Here is a 14,594-nt window from a genome sequence, read left to right as displayed (position 1 = left end):
GGCCGCTTTTTTTAATGGATACGGCCATGTCACTGCTGTCTCATCAAATTGAACTTCTCGCCCCGGCCCGCGACGCCGACATAGGCATCGCCGCCATCCACCATGGGGCAGATGCGGTCTACATCGGCGCGCCTGCCTTTGGTGCCCGTGCCAGCGCCACCAACACCGTACGCGACATTGAACGCTTGTGCCGCGAAGCCCACCGTTTCAACAGCCGTATCTTCATCACCCTCAACACCATCTTGCGCGATGACGAGTTGGAAGGTGCCCGCCAAATGGCCTGGGACGTCTACAACGCTGGCGCCGATGTGTTGATCGTGCAAGACATGGGTTTGTTGGAAATTGACTTACCGCCCATTCAGTTGCACGCCAGCACCCAGACCGACATTCGCACGCCCGAGAAAGCCCGCTTTCTTCAAGATGTGGGTTTCTCGCAAATCGTGTTGGCCCGTGAGCTGACTTTGCCGCAAATTCGTGACATCCACCAAGCCTTGGATGCCGAGCGTTGCAAGCTGGAGTTCTTTGTGCACGGAGCCTTGTGCGTGGCCTACAGCGGCCAGTGCTACATCAGCCATGCCCACACGGGGCGCAGTGCCAACCGAGGGGATTGCAGTCAAGCGTGCCGCCTGCCTTATCACGTGACCGACAGCCAAGGTCGGTTCATTGCGCACGACAAACATGTGCTGTCGATGAAAGACAACAACCAGAGCGACAACCTGGAAGCCCTGATTGATGCCGGTGTGCGCAGCTTCAAAATCGAAGGCCGCTACAAAGACATGGCCTATGTCAAAAACATCACCGCGCACTACCGGGTGTTGATTGATGAGTTGCTCGAAGCGCGTGAGCACTCGACCGACCCGATGCGTCCTCCGCTGAGCCGTGCGTCCAGCGGTCAGACCACACTGTTTTTCACACCCGACCCCAACCAGAACTTCAACCGCGAATTCACCGACTACTTTGTGCAAGGGCGCAAAGAGGACATTGGTGCCTTTGACTCGCCCAAGAACCCTGGCATCGCCTTAGGCGAGGTGCTTGCCACCGGCCCCAACTGGATTGAGTTGCAACCCTTTGACAAAGCTGCGGTGCTGCACAACGGCGATGGTCTGTGCTACTACGACCTGCACAAAGAATTGGTGGGCGTCGCCATCAACCGCGCCGAAGCCACGGCCAAAAAAGGTGTGTGGCGCGTGTTTCCCAAAGACCCGATGGCGAGTTTCAAAGACCTGCGTGCGGGCACCGTGCTCAACCGCAACCGCGACATGGACTGGGTGCGAGGTCTGGAGAAAACCTCGAGCGAGCGGCGCATTGGCGTCTGGCTGGCGTTTGCCGACACACCCCAAGGCTTCTCGCTCACCTTGACCGATGAAGACGGCCACAGCGCCAGCGCATCCCTGCGTTGCGACAAAGCGCTTGCCAAAGACGCTGTGCGCAACGATGCGAGCTTGCGTGAACACCTGGGTAAGTTTGGCGCCACCGCTTTTGAGGTGCTGAATCAGCAGGTCTCGCTCAGTCAGCCCTGGTTTGTGCCCGCTTCATCGCTCAATGCCTTGCGTCGCGAAGCGGTGCAAAACTTAGAACGGGTACGCGAACAAGCCTACCAGCGCCCTTCCCGCGCCCACGCTGTGGAGCCGCCCGCCAGCTACCCCGAAGACACCTTGACCTACCTGGCCAATGTCTACAACGACAAAGCCCGAAGTTTTTATGCCAAGCATGGCGTGCAGATGGTGGCGGCGGCGTATGAGAGCCACGAAGAGTTGGGCGAAGTCAGCTTGATGATCACCAAACACTGCGTGCGTTTCAGCATGAGCTTGTGCCCCAAACAAGCCAAGGGCGTGACAGGCGTGCAAGGCACGGTCAAGGCCGAACCTCTCACCCTGATCAACGGCAGCGAAAAGCTCACGTTGCGGTTTGACTGCAAGCCCTGCGAAATGCATGTGGTGGGCCACATGAAAAAATCGGTGCTCAACCAGCGCGTGCGCGACATGGCTGAAACACCGATGACGTTCTACAAAACACGCCCCACTGCTGGGGCGCGTTGACCCGTCAATCCTCAGTCGATCTTCGCCCCTGAAGATTCGACGATGCCCTTCCACTTGGCGTAGTCGACCTTGAGCAAGTTGGCAAACTTGGCTTGCGTCATGGCTTCAGGTTCCGCACCTTGGGCATGGATGGCATCACGCACCTCGTGGCTGCCCAACAGTTTGTTCACCTCGGCATTCAGTGTCGCCACCACATGGGCTGGGGTGCCTGCTGGGGCCAACACCCCGTACCAGGTGCTGACATCAAAGCCCTTGAATCCTGACTCTGCCACCGTTGGCACATCTGGCATGGAGGAGCTGCGTTTGGCCGAGGTCACAGCCAGTGGACGCAACTTGCCCGACTTGATTTGACTCATGGCTGAGGGCACCGATGACACCAGCAAATCCACGTTGCCTGCCAGTGCATCCATCATCGCGGGGTTAGACCCTTTGTATGGGATGTGGCTGAGTTGAATGTTGGCGGCTTTTTCAAACAATTCGCCCGCCAAATGAATCGAGGTGCCATTGCCCGGCGAACCATAGCTCACTTTGCCTGGTGCGTTGCGTGCGGCCTGGATCACGTCCGCCAGCGTTTTGAACTTGGAGTTGGCGCTGGTGGCAATCACCACAGGGGTGTACGCGACATGCGCCACCGCCACCAAGTCACGGGTGGGGTCCCAGGGCAAATTTTTATACAGCCAAGGGCCAATCACCAAGTTGTCCTTTTGGCCCATGACCAGGTCATAGCCCGTTGGGGCAGCCTTGACCGCTTCTGTAATGCCAATGGTGCCGCCAGCGCCCGCACGGTTGTCCGCAATGACGGTCCACTTGAGCTGTTCGTTCAACTTGGTCGCGATCAAGCGCGACAAGATGTCGGTGCCCCCACCCGGCGGGAAAGGCACGATCAGACGAATCGGTTTGGTGGGGTAAGCGTTAGCCGGTGCTTGGGCTTGTGACACCCCAAGCACACAGAAAAAAAGCACCAGAAAAGAAAAGAGTTTGAGAGAGTTTTTGTTAAGCATGAGATTGATGAGTTACCACGTGTTACCGCACTCCGGCGCGTACCCGTAGCCTGTGGAGTCCACTTTGCCATCGGGGGTGACCTCTACCTGGAAGACGCGGCAAATTGAGTTGTTGAATGGGTAGTTCCATACCCGGTGGTTTTGAGAGCCGACACCAAAAGCGGATTTGGATTCGCCAATCAAAAACTCAACCTCGCTGGCGGGCATGCCGGGCTTGATTTTGTCGAAATTCTCGGTCTTGAGCACATTCTCCCAAGCTGTGACTTTGCCACTCGCGTCCAAGAAGACGAAATAGGTGCTCTTGCCAAATGGGCCACGAGGGTACTCCAGGCGTGACCCGCCGGGTAATTGTCTTTCACGCGAAGGCGGGCCCATGTCTGCAATCACGGCGGCTCGATCTCGCCCGAGCAAACTGCGGTCCGGCGCAAAGCTTGTGCATCCCACCAAAAGCAATGTCAGCACGCACAGCAATTGAAGAACTGATCGCATGGTGATCTCCTCAGTCCGAAGACTTGTTGATGGACGTCAAGCTTAGCAACTCACTTGCTGGCTATCAACCCACCCACTTGCGCGCATTGCGCCACATGCGCATCCAGGGGCTGAACGCGTCAATGCCGCCTGTGGCACCCAAGTCAGTCCAGCTCATTTGAATGTTGCGGAACACGCGTTCAGGATGCGGCATCATGGCCGTGAAGCGGCCATCGGCGGTGGTCACGGCGGTCAGACCGCCCGCGCTGCCGTTGGGGTTGAAAGGGTAGGTTTGTGTCGCCACGCCGAAGTTGTCGACAAAGCGCATCGCGGCCACCACCTGGGCGGCGTCACCGCGTTGGCTGAAGTTGGCATAGCCCTCGCCGTGTGCCACGGCAATGGGCAAACGGCTGCCTGCCATGCCTTGCAAGAACAAGCTGGGTGACGGCAACACCTCCACCATCGACAAGCGTGCTTCAAAGCGCTCACTCTGGTTGGTGGTGAAGCGCGGCCAAGCCGCAGTGCCCGGAATGATGTCGGCCAACTCGGCAAACATTTGGCAACCATTGCACACGCCCAAACCAAAGGTGTCTGGGTGGCCAAAGAACTGCTGGAACTGTTCAGACAACACGGGGTTGAAGGTGATGGAGCGTGCCCAGCCGATGCCAGCGCCCAAGGTGTCCCCGTAGCTGAAGCCGCCGCAGGCCACCAAGCCTTGGAAATCTTGCAGCTTGGCACGCCCGGTTTGCAGGTCGGTCATGTGCACGTCGTAGGCCTCAAAGCCCGCTTCGGTGAAGGCATAGGCCATCTCCACGTGCGAGTTGACGCCCTGCTCACGCAGCACGGCCACTTTGGGTTTGGCGCTGTGGATGAACGGGGCTGCCACGTTGTCGCACACGCCCGCAGGCAGATGCACATGCAGGCCGGGGTTGAGCGGGTCGCCCGCACTCGCGTGCTCGGCATCGGCACAGACGGGGTTGTCGCGTTGCTGGCAAATCTTCCAACTCACGCTGTCCCACACCTGGTGCAGGTCGGCCAGCTTGGCGCTGAACACCTCTTTGGCATCGCGCCAGACACTGACCTCGCCTTGGCCCTTGGCGATGGCAGACGACGCAGGACGCGTCTTGCCCACAAAGTGGCTGTGCTTGGAAAGCCCATGCGCACGCAGCGTTTGCATGACCTCGTTGCGCTCGGACGTGCGCACTTGCAACAGCACACCCAACTCTTCGTTGAACAGTGCCTTGAGCGTCAACTCTTCGCGCCGTGCGCTCACCTGAGCGGTCCAGTTCTTGGTGTCCCCGTATTCAGCGCGGCTGTCGCTGATGCCGTCGCCCTCGGTGATCAACATGTCCACATTCAGCGCCACGCCCACTTGGCCCGCAAAGGCCATTTCACAGGCGGTGGCCATCAAGCCGCCATCGCTGCGGTCGTGGTAGGCCAAGATTTTTCCTTGCGCACGCAAGTCGTTGACCGCGTGGACCAGTTGCACCAAATCTTGGGCGTGGTCCAGGTCAGGCACGGTGTCGCCTGCTTGGCCCAGCACTTGGCCCAAGATGCTGCCGGCCATACGGTGCTGGCCGCGGCCCAGGTCGACCAACACCAAGGTGGTGTCTTCTTCGGTGGCGTTGAGTTGGGGGGTGAGCGTGCCACGCACGTCGGCGATGGAGGCAAACGCACTGACGATCAAGCTCACCGGTGAGGTGACCTTTTTCGTGGCGTCACCCTCGCGCCACTGGGTGCGCATGGACAAACTGTCTTTGCCCACCGGGATAGAGATGCCCAAAGCGGGGCACAGTTCCAGCCCCACAGCTTGCACCGTGTCGTAAAGCGCAGCATCTTCGCCGGGCTCGCCACAGGCCGCCATCCAGTTGGCACTGAGCTTGACACGGGGCAACTCGATGGGGGCGGCCAGCAAGTTGGTGATGGCCTCCGCCACGGCCATGCGGCCCGACGCCGGGCCCTGCAAGGCAGCCAGTGGCGTGCGTTCACCCATGCTCATGGCTTCGCCTTTGAAGCCTTGGTAATCGGCCAGAGTCACCGCGCAGTCGGCCACCGGCACTTGCCAAGGACCGACCATTTGGTCACGGTGGGTCAGGCCACCCACAGCGCGGTCTCCGATGGTGACCAAAAAGCGTTTGCTCGCCACAGTCGGGTGGCTGAGCACCTGAATCACTGCGTCTTGCAGGCGCACACCGGTCAAGTCCATTGCGGGGCTGACGCGTTGCACGCGTTGCACGTCGCGGTGCATCTTGGGCGGCTTGCCCAACAGCACGTTCATGGGCATGTCCACAGCGCGATCGGCGCTGGCGGGAGGGGTCTGTGCGGTGACCGCAGCGTCTTCGTTGGCCACGATGAGATGGCGTTCTTCGGTGGCCACCCCGACCACGGCAAACGGACAGCGCTCACGCTCACAAAAGGCTTTGAATTGCGCCAGCGACTCGGGCGCAATGGCCAGCACATAGCGTTCCTGGCTTTCGTTGGACCAAATCTCTTTTGGGGCCAGGCCTGATTCTTCTAGGGGCACGGCACGCAAATCAAAGCGGGCACCGCGTCCGGCGTCGTTGGTCAACTCTGGAAACGCGTTGGACAAGCCGCCTGCCCCCACGTCGTGGATGGCCAAGATGGGGTTGTTCGCTCCTTGGGTCCAGCAATGGTTGATCACCTCTTGCGCCCGGCGCTCGATCTCGGGGTTGCCGCGTTGCACCGAGTCAAAGTCCAGCTCCGCCGCGTTGGTGCCACTGGCCATGGAGCTGGCGGCACCGCCGCCCATGCCAATGCGCATGCCAGGGCCACCCAGTTGAATCAGCAAGGTGCCCGCAGGAAATTCGATCTTGTGGGTTTGCGTGCTGTCAATCACGCCCAAACCACCGGCGATCATGATGGGCTTGTGGTAGCCACGGGTCACGCCCGCCACCTCTTGTTCGTACTCGCGGAAATAGCCCAACAGGTTGGGACGGCCAAACTCGTTGTTGAAGGCCGCGCCACCCAGTGGGCCCTCGGTCATGATTTGCAGCGGGCTGGCCATGTGCGAGGGACGACCCAAGCTGCTGTCCCACAACTTAGACACGGTGAAGCCCGACATGCCCGCTTTGGGCTTGGAGCCACGTCCGGTGGCGCCTTCGTCGCGAATTTCGCCACCATTGCCGGTGGACGCGCCGGGATACGGCGAAATGGCGGTGGGGTGGTTGTGGGTTTCGACCTTCATCAACACATGGTGGGTTGCGGCCACTTTGTCGTAGTGGGGCAAGTTGGTGCCGTTGTTCGTGGCAACAAAGCGTTCCACCGCATGGCCTTCCATGATGGAGGCGTTGTCCGAGTACGCGACCACGGTGTACTGCGGGTAGGTCTTGTGGGTGTGGCGAATCATGCCGAACAAGCTGTGCGGCTGCGCTACGCCGTCGATGGTGAATTCGGCGTTGAAGATTTTGTGGCGGCAGTGCTCGCTGTTGGCCTGCGCAAACATCATCAACTCCACATCGGTGGGGTTGCGTTGCAACTGGGCAAACGCGGTCACCAGATAGTCCATCTCGTCATCGGCCAAAGCCAGGCCCCAACGCGTGTTGGCGTCTTCCAGCGCGGCGCGTCCTCCGGTCAGCACATCGACATGCTCCATGGGGGCTGGGTGCAACTCGGTGAACAGGTTGAGCGCTTCATCGCGGGTACGCATCACCGACTCGGTCATGCGGTCATGCAGCACATCGGCCACCGCCGCCAATTGCTCAGGGCTCAGGCTGCCTTTGCTCAGCAAGCCGTCTTTGAGCAAGATGCGAAATTCGGTGATGCGCTCGATGCGCTTCAGCCCCAAGCCACAGTTGTGCGCAATGTCTGTGGCTTTGGAAGCCCAGGGCGATACTGTGCCAAAACGTGGGGTGACCACCAGCGCGACACCATCTGTCCCAGGGTGTGCCGGCTCACCGTAAGTCAGCAGTGCGGCCAGGGTGCGCTGCTGGGTGGCATCCCATGCTTCTTCGCTGGCGGCCAAATGTACAAAGCGTGCGTTCAAGCCTTTGATCTGTGGCGCGATGGCGGCGAGTCGGGGCAAGAGTTGTTGAACACGGAAATCGCTGAGGGCGTTGCCGCCTTCGAAAATGCAGAGGTGCAGGGACACGGATGGCCTTGAGAAAAAGACGGGGAAATCGTTACGCCGGGCCGCTGACTGGGGCTGGTCGGCACTGGTTGGATTTTACGTGGGCACTGGCCACAGGTTGTACACAATCGCCCCACGTGATGAGCGTCCGTTTTCACTGACCAGGGGATCCAATCGGATGTTCAAGAATGTATTGCTTCAGCGCTGCATCTATGCGTGTTTGCCAACCTTCTCCAGTGGCACGAAATTGAGTGACAACGTCTCGCGACAAGCGAATCGTGATGCGCTCTTTGGTGACTTCAGCTGGCGGACGCCCTATGCGCGCAGTGGGTTTGACTTTCTCCCACTCTTCATCCGTTAAAAACCACGTGTCAGGGTCTACATCGATCCCTTCTTGAATCTGGGCATCTTCTTTGGGTGTGGGGCTGATATGGCCAAGTTTAAGTTTGGGCATAACGTTTTACCTCTCTGAAGTTAGCTTTGCGTAGGCTGATGACCCTTCGCTCATTTTCACGGTCTACAAAAACGACAACAAACAAACGGTTGTTCAAAATGCCAAAAGCAATGACTCGATGCTCACCATAGTCACGACGTTCATCTTTGATGTAAACCGCTTCACCCCAATCAAAGTCAACGGCTTCAATCAACGACACGCCTTGATGTTTGATTTGATTCTGTTTGTCTTTTTCTGGATCAAAAACAATTCTTAACTTATTGTACATACGAAAAGTATGAGTTTTGTCGAAACTTTGAGCTTAGGTGTTTGAGCCAAACCGCATGTGAGCATTACAAAGAAAAACTGCGATCGACGAGGGCATGAGCCCCAATGGGATAATCGCAAGATGACGATCACTTACAAAGACACCCAAGGTATTGAGGGCATGCGTGTCGCAGGCAAGCTGGCCTCCGAAGTTCTGGATTTCCTCACCCCGCACGTGGTGGCCGGGGTCACCACCAACCAGTTGGACAAGCTGGCCTACGACTACATCACCCAGGTGCAAGGTGCCATTCCTGCCCCGCTGAACTACAACCCCAGCGGCGACAATCCTTACCCCAAGTCGATCTGCACCTCGATCAACCACCAGGTTTGCCACGGTATCCCCAACGACAAAGCGCTGAAAAAAGCCGACATCGTCAACATCGACATCACGGTCATCAAAGACGGCTGGCACGGTGACACCAGCCGCATGTTCTTGGTGGGCGAGTCGTCCATTGCCGCCAAACGTTTGTGCAAATTGACGTATGAAGCCATGTGGCACGGCATTGTCAAAGTCAAGCCTGGCGCACGTTTGGGCGACATTGGCTTTGCCATTCAGCGTTTTGCCGAGGGTCATGGCTTTTCGGTGGTGCGTGAGTTTTGTGGTCACGGCATTGGCCAGGTGTTCCACGAAGAGCCGCAAGTGCTGCACTACGGCAAACCCGGCACGGGGGAAGAGCTCAAAACGGGCATGACCTTCACCATTGAGCCCATGATCAACGCAGGCCGCAAAGACATCAAAGAACTGGGCGACGGCTGGACCATCGTCACGCGCGACCACTCGCTGTCGGCGCAATGGGAGCACACCATTTTGGTCACTGAAACCGGTTACGAAGTGTTGACCCTGTCAGCAGGCAGCCCCGCCCTGCCCGAGTTTGTGACCACCACCTGTTGCTGAAGGCTCTGCCATGAATGCCTTGGCCCAACGCTATCGCTCGGACAAGGCCGCCCTGCTGCAGGCCATGTCTGACCGTCCAGCTGCCACCCGGGGTGTGCGCGGCGTGTTGAAAAATCTGAGCCATTTGACCGACCACATGTTGGTCGAGTTATGGCGCAACGCTGGCTTTGACGACGACTTGGCCCTGGTTGCCGTGGGTGGGTTCGGACGTGGCGAGCTCTACCCCTACTCTGATGTGGATGTGTTGCTGTTGCTGCCTGAGGGGCGATCGGCGGACAGCGATGCCCAACTCAAGAGTCAAATTGAAACCTTCATCGGCAGTTGCTGGGACACCGGCCTAGAAATTGGCTCCAGCGTGCGCAGTGTGGACGAGTGCATCCAAGAGTCGAGTGCCGATATCACCGTGCAAACCTCTTTGCTGGAAGCCCGTCTGGTGGTTGGCAGTGCCGCGTTGTTTCACCATTTTCAGCACCGCTTCGATGCGGCGATAGACCCCAAGGCCTTCTTTGTTGCCAAGACATTGGAGCTGCGTCAGCGCCACACCAAGTTTGAAAACACACCTTATTCGCTGGAGCCCAACTGCAAAGAGTCGCCCGGTGGCTTGCGCGATCTGCAAGTGATCTTGTGGGTGGCCAAAGCGGCTGGTTTTGGCAACAGCTGGCATGAGCTGGCGCGCAAAGGTTTGGCCACCTCGTTTGAGGCGCGCCAAATTCAGCGCAACGAAGACACTCTGGCGCTCATTCGCACGCGCCTGCACATTGCTGCCAAACGGCGAGAAGACCGGCTGGTGTTTGACCTGCAACACGCGGTGGCACAAAGCATTGGCCTGGGATTTCAAGAAGATGGCACGCTGGACGCGCGTGCTGCCAGCGAAGCGCTCATGAAGCGCTACTACTGGGCCGCCAAGGCCGTGACCCAGTTGAACCAAATTTTGTTGCTCAACATCGAAGAGCGGCTCAATGGCGACACCCAGACTTTGCGTCCCATCAACGAACGCTTTGCCGACAAAGCGGGCATGTTGGAGGTCACCAGCGATGACTTGTACCTGCGCGAGCCGCACGCCATTTTGGAGACCTTCTGGCTGTACGAGTCCACCGTGGGCATCAATGGCCTGTCAGCACGCACCTTGCGCGCGTTGTACAACGCACGCAAGGTGATGAACGGCGCGTTTCGCGCTGACCCGGTCAACCGCGCCACCTTTTTGCGGATTTTGCAAGCGCCAGAGGGCATCACCCATGCCATTCGTTTGATGAACCAAACGTCGGTGCTGGGGCGCTATTTGTGGGTGTTTCGTCGCATCGTGGGTCAGATGCAGCATGACTTGTTTCACGTCTACACCGTAGACCAACACATCCTGATGGTGCTGCGCAATGCGCGGCGCTTTTTCATGGCCGAGCATGCCCACGAGTACCCGTTTTGCTCCCAACTCGCCGCAGGCTGGGACAAGCCGTGGATTTTGTACGCGGGTGCGCTGTTTCACGACATCGCCAAAGGCCGAGGCGGAGACCATTCGCAACTCGGGCGCGCTGAAGTGCGGCGCTTTTGCAAAGACCACAGCATCGGCAAAGACGATGCCGACTTGATCGAGTTCTTGGTGGCCGAACACCTGACCATGAGCCACATTGCACAAAAGCAAGACCTGAGCGACCCCGATGTGATTCAAGGCTTTGCCAAGCGAGTGGGTAACGAGCGCAATCTGACCGCCCTGTACTTGCTCACAGTGGCTGACATCCGTGGCACCAGTCCCAAAGTCTGGAATGCCTGGAAAGGCAAGCTGCTGGAAGACCTGTACCGCTACACCTTGCGTGCCTTGGGTGGCCGCGCGCCCGACCCGGATGCCGAAGTGGAAGCCCGCAAGCGCGAAGCTTTGACCATGCTGGCCTTGTATGCCCTGCCGTTTGGCGCGCACAAAGACCTGTGGGACACCTTGGATGTGGGCTATTTCATGCGCCATGACGCGTCCGACATCGCTTGGCACACACGCCAGCTGTCGCGCAGTCTGTCGCAGGCAAAAGCCCAAGAAAAATCTGTGGGGGTGATGGTGCGTGCGCGCATGTCACCCGTGGGCGAAGGCTTGCAGGTGATGGTCTACGCACCTGACCAAGCCGATTTGTTTGCCCGCATTTGTGGCTACTTTGACCAAGCCGGTTTCAACATCTTGGATGCCAAGATCCACACGGCCAGCAACGGCTATGCGATTGACACTTTCCAAGTGGTGGCCTCACGCCTGCAAGACCATTACCGCGAACTCATCAACATGGTGGAGTCGGGTTTGTCGCAAACCATCGAAGCTGCGGGCCCCTTGCCAGCACCAGGGCGTGGCCGTGTGTCACGTCGTGTGAAAAGCTTTCCGATTGCCCCGCGTGTTTCGTTGCAACCTGACGAGCGGGCGCAAAAATGGCTGCTCAGCATCTCGGCCAGCGACCGCGTCGGCTTGCTCTACAGCGTGGCGCGGGTGCTGGCCAACCACAAGGTCAACTTGTTTCTGGCCAAGATCAGCACCTTGGGCGAGCGGGTGGAAGACACCTTCCTGATTGACGGTGCCGCCTTGCAACAAAACAGGGCGCAACTGGAAATTGAAACCGAGTTGTTGAACGCCTTGCAACAGGCTTGAGTGCGACGACGCAGCGAAGCAATCGTCTCGCTGCGTTGGGGCTCAATCGTCGGTTGCGTCTAGGCCTGGAAACAGCACCTCAGTGAAGCCAAAGCGCGAAAAATCGCGCACGCGCATGGGATAGAGCACGCCCATCAGGTGGTCGCACTCATGTTGCACCACACGGGCGTGAAAGCCCTCTACGGTGCGGTCAATCGGCTGGCCTTGCGGGTCAAAGCCTTGGTAGCGCAAACGTTTGAAGCGGGGCACCACACCGCGCAGACCGGGCACAGACAAACAGCCCTCCCAACCGTCTTCTTGCTCGTCCCCCAACGGGGTGAGTACGGGGTTGATCAACACCGTGCGCGGCACCACGGGGGCCTCAGGGTAGCGCGGGTTGAATTCGCCCGAGCCAAAGATCACCACCTGTAAGTCCACCCCAATTTGCGGGGCGGCCAGGCCGGCACCGTTGGCCGCGAGCATGGTGTCGCTCAAGTCTTGTAGCAAGCCTTGCAGTTCAGGCGTGTTGAAGTGCGTCACGGGCTGGGCCACGCGCAGCAAGCGCGGGTCGCCCATTTTCAAGATCTCTTGCACGGCCATGGCGGTGTCTTTCAATTCGGTGTGTCGTGGTCGCTGGCAGCGGGGGCATGCGATGCCAGCAACGCCAGCAAGCCTGCTTCATCGAGCACAGGAATGCCCAGTGCTTGCGCTTTGTCGAGTTTGCTGCCGGCTTCTGCACCGGCCACCACGCCATGGGTTTTTTTGCTCACGCTGCCAGCCACTTTGGCGCCTGCGGCTTCCAGCATGTCCTTGGCCTGATCGCGGCTCAGTGTGGGCAAGGTACCGGTCAGCACAAAGGTCTGGCCTGCCAGCGGCAAACTGGCACCCGCCGTGGCCTCACCCTCCTCCCAGTGCACGCCACAGGCGCGCAGTTGTTCCACCACTTCACGGTTGTGCGCTTGGTCAAAGAAGGTGCGCAAGCTTTGCGCCACCACCGGGCCCACATCAGCGACTTGCAGCAGTTGCTCCAAGGTGGCGTCCATGATGGCATCGAGCTTGCCAAAGTGACGGGCCAATTCTTTGGCTGTGGCTTCACCCACGTGGCGAATGCCCAAGCCAAACAGAAAGCGCGGCAATGTGGTCTGCTTGGATTTCTCGATGCTGGCCAGCACGTTGTTGGCCGATTTTTCGGCCATGCGGTCCAAGCTTGCCAACGCGGTGAACCCCAAACGGTAGAGGTCGGGCAAGGTGTTGACCACACCGGCATCCACCAGTTGCTCCACCAGCTTGTCACCCAGATCTTCAATTTCTACCGCGCGCCGGTGGGCGAAATGCAGGATGGCTTGCTTGCGCTGTGCGCTGCAAAACAAACCTCCCGTGCAGCGGTGATCGGCTTCGCCCTCTTCACGCACGGCGGCACTGCCACACACTGGGCAGGTGTGGGGCATGGTGAAGATCTGGGCTTCGTGCAAGCGCTTTTCGGCAATGACGGACACCACCTCTGGAATCACGTCGCCGGCACGGCGCACCACCACGGTGTCGCCCACCCGCACGTCTTTGCGGCGGGCTTCGGTCTCGTTGTGCAAGGTGGCATTGGTCACGGTGACCCCGCCTACAAACACGGGCGCCAACTTGGCCACGGGGGTGAGTTTGCCGGTACGCCCTACCTGTACCTCAATGGCTTGCACGGTGGTGAGTTGTTCTTGCGCCGGGTATTTGTGCGCCACAGCCCAACGCGGTTCGCGCGTGACAAAGCCCAGTTGACGCTGCCAGTCGAGGCGGTTGACTTTGTAGACCACCCCATCGATGTCGAACGGCAGCGCATCGCGTGCTTGCCCCATGCGCTGGTGAAATGCCACCAAGCCTGCCGCACCTTGTACCGTGCTGGTTTGTTCGGCCACCGGAAAGCCCCATTGACGCAAGGCCATCAGCAACTCGTAGTGGGTGTCAAAGTCTGGGCCGCCTTGGGATTCGGGTGTCACTTCGCCCAGCCCATAGGCGAAAAAGCTCAAAGGACGCTCAGCGGCAATGGCCGGGTCCAACTGACGTACCGCACCTGCCGCCGCATTGCGTGGGTTGACAAAGGTTTTTTCACCTTTCATGCCTTGGGCAATGCGTGCGCGTTGGCGCTCGTTCAGGGCCTCAAAGTCGGCCCGGGCCATGTAGACCTCACCGCGTACTTCCAGCACATCAGGGACTCGCAAATCCACATCGTCAAACAACGAATCACTGGGCGGCGGGGTGTGCAACTTGAGCGGAATTTGCCCAATGGTGCGGATGTTTTGCGTCACGTCCTCGCCCATCTCGCCGTCGCCGCGCGTGGCCGCCTGCACCAGCACGCCCTGTTCGTAACGCAGGCTCATGGCCAGGCCGTCAAACTTCAGTTCCGCCACATAGTCCACCAAGGGGTCTGACTCGGTGAGGGACAGCTCTTTGCGAATGCGGGCATCAAATGCTTCGGCCCCAGAGGCTTCGGTGTCGGTCTCGGTGCGAATGCTCAGCATGGGCATGGCATGACGCACGCTGACAAACGCATCCAAAGGCTTGCCGCCCACGCGTTGTGTGGGGGAGTCGGGGGTGATTAGCTCTGGGTGAGCCGCTTCAAGGGCTTGCAACTCTTTGAAGAGGCGGTCGTATTCAGCGTCAGGAATCGTAGGTGCATCCAGCACGTAGTACAGATGGCCGTGGTGGTGCAACTGCGCTCGCAGTTGCGCAGCTCGGGCAGCGGGGGGAGTGGTTGTCATAGGCCCG

General features: G+C 59.2%; 10 protein-coding genes. 3 read left to right on the top strand and 7 right to left on the bottom strand.

The window, feature by feature from the left end:
• The first annotated feature begins 26 nt into the window (after positions 1 to 26).
• Positions 27 to 2,039, top strand: coding sequence for a U32 family peptidase (locus B9Z39_RS05810; protein WP_108301217.1), 2,013 nt, complete (start codon positions 27 to 29; stop codon positions 2,037 to 2,039).
• 11 nt (positions 2,040 to 2,050) lie between these two features.
• On the opposite strand, the gene B9Z39_RS05805 is transcribed toward B9Z39_RS05810, so the two are convergent.
• The 5 genes from B9Z39_RS05805 to B9Z39_RS05785 all read right to left on the bottom strand — a co-directional run bounded on the left by B9Z39_RS05805 (position 2,051) and on the right by B9Z39_RS05785 (position 8,317).
• Entirely contained in the window at positions 2,051 to 3,040 is a 990-nt protein-coding gene (locus B9Z39_RS05805) for a tripartite tricarboxylate transporter substrate binding protein (RefSeq protein ID WP_108301023.1), read from the bottom strand.
• A gap of 12 nt (positions 3,041 to 3,052) precedes the next feature.
• The gene (locus tag B9Z39_RS05800) at positions 3,053 to 3,529 is read right to left on the bottom strand and encodes an outer membrane protein assembly factor BamE (RefSeq protein ID WP_146183286.1); all 477 of its coding nucleotides are present in this window, start codon (positions 3,527 to 3,529) and stop codon (positions 3,053 to 3,055) included.
• A gap of 64 nt (positions 3,530 to 3,593) precedes the next feature.
• Positions 3,594 to 7,616, bottom strand: a complete 4,023-nt coding sequence (purL, locus tag B9Z39_RS05795) for a phosphoribosylformylglycinamidine synthase (RefSeq protein ID WP_108301021.1) — start codon at positions 7,614 to 7,616, stop codon at positions 3,594 to 3,596.
• Positions 7,617 to 7,749: 133 nt separating this feature from the next.
• Positions 7,750 to 8,049, bottom strand: coding sequence for a BrnA antitoxin family protein (locus B9Z39_RS05790; RefSeq protein WP_108301020.1), 300 nt, complete (start codon positions 8,047 to 8,049; stop codon positions 7,750 to 7,752).
• Complete coding sequence (locus B9Z39_RS05785) at positions 8,036 to 8,317, bottom strand: BrnT family toxin (RefSeq protein ID WP_108301019.1); 282 nt, start codon at positions 8,315 to 8,317, stop codon at positions 8,036 to 8,038. The genes B9Z39_RS05790 and B9Z39_RS05785 overlap by 14 nt, the downstream gene beginning before the upstream one ends.
• Before the next feature lie 120 nt (positions 8,318 to 8,437).
• Between B9Z39_RS05785 and map the strand changes: the two genes are divergently transcribed.
• Both map and B9Z39_RS05775 read left to right on the top strand, forming a co-directional pair.
• Positions 8,438 to 9,250, top strand: a complete 813-nt coding sequence (map, locus tag B9Z39_RS05780; protein WP_108301018.1) for a type I methionyl aminopeptidase — start codon at positions 8,438 to 8,440, stop codon at positions 9,248 to 9,250.
• 10 nt (positions 9,251 to 9,260) lie between these two features.
• Positions 9,261 to 11,864, top strand: a complete 2,604-nt coding sequence (locus B9Z39_RS05775; RefSeq protein ID WP_108301017.1) for a [protein-PII] uridylyltransferase — start codon at positions 9,261 to 9,263, stop codon at positions 11,862 to 11,864.
• A 42-nt stretch (positions 11,865 to 11,906) separates the two neighbouring features.
• On the opposite strand, the gene def is transcribed toward B9Z39_RS05775, so the two are convergent.
• Together def and ligA are read right to left on the bottom strand one after the other, a co-directional pair.
• A complete protein-coding gene (def, locus tag B9Z39_RS05770; protein WP_108301016.1) occupies positions 11,907 to 12,443 on the bottom strand; it encodes a peptide deformylase in 537 nt (178 codons plus the stop codon).
• An 11-nt stretch (positions 12,444 to 12,454) separates the two neighbouring features.
• The gene (gene ligA, locus B9Z39_RS05765; RefSeq protein WP_108301015.1) at positions 12,455 to 14,587 is read right to left on the bottom strand and encodes an NAD-dependent DNA ligase LigA; all 2,133 of its coding nucleotides are present in this window, start codon (positions 14,585 to 14,587) and stop codon (positions 12,455 to 12,457) included.
• Positions 14,588 to 14,594: the final 7 nt, after the last annotated feature.

Origin of the sequence: Limnohabitans sp. JirII-29, assembly GCF_003063395.1 — a bacterium.
Lineage (GTDB): Bacteria > Pseudomonadota > Gammaproteobacteria > Burkholderiales > Burkholderiaceae_C > Limnohabitans.
Note: the sequence above shows the minus strand (reverse complement) of the source record. Positions and strands in the feature narration are given on the sequence as shown.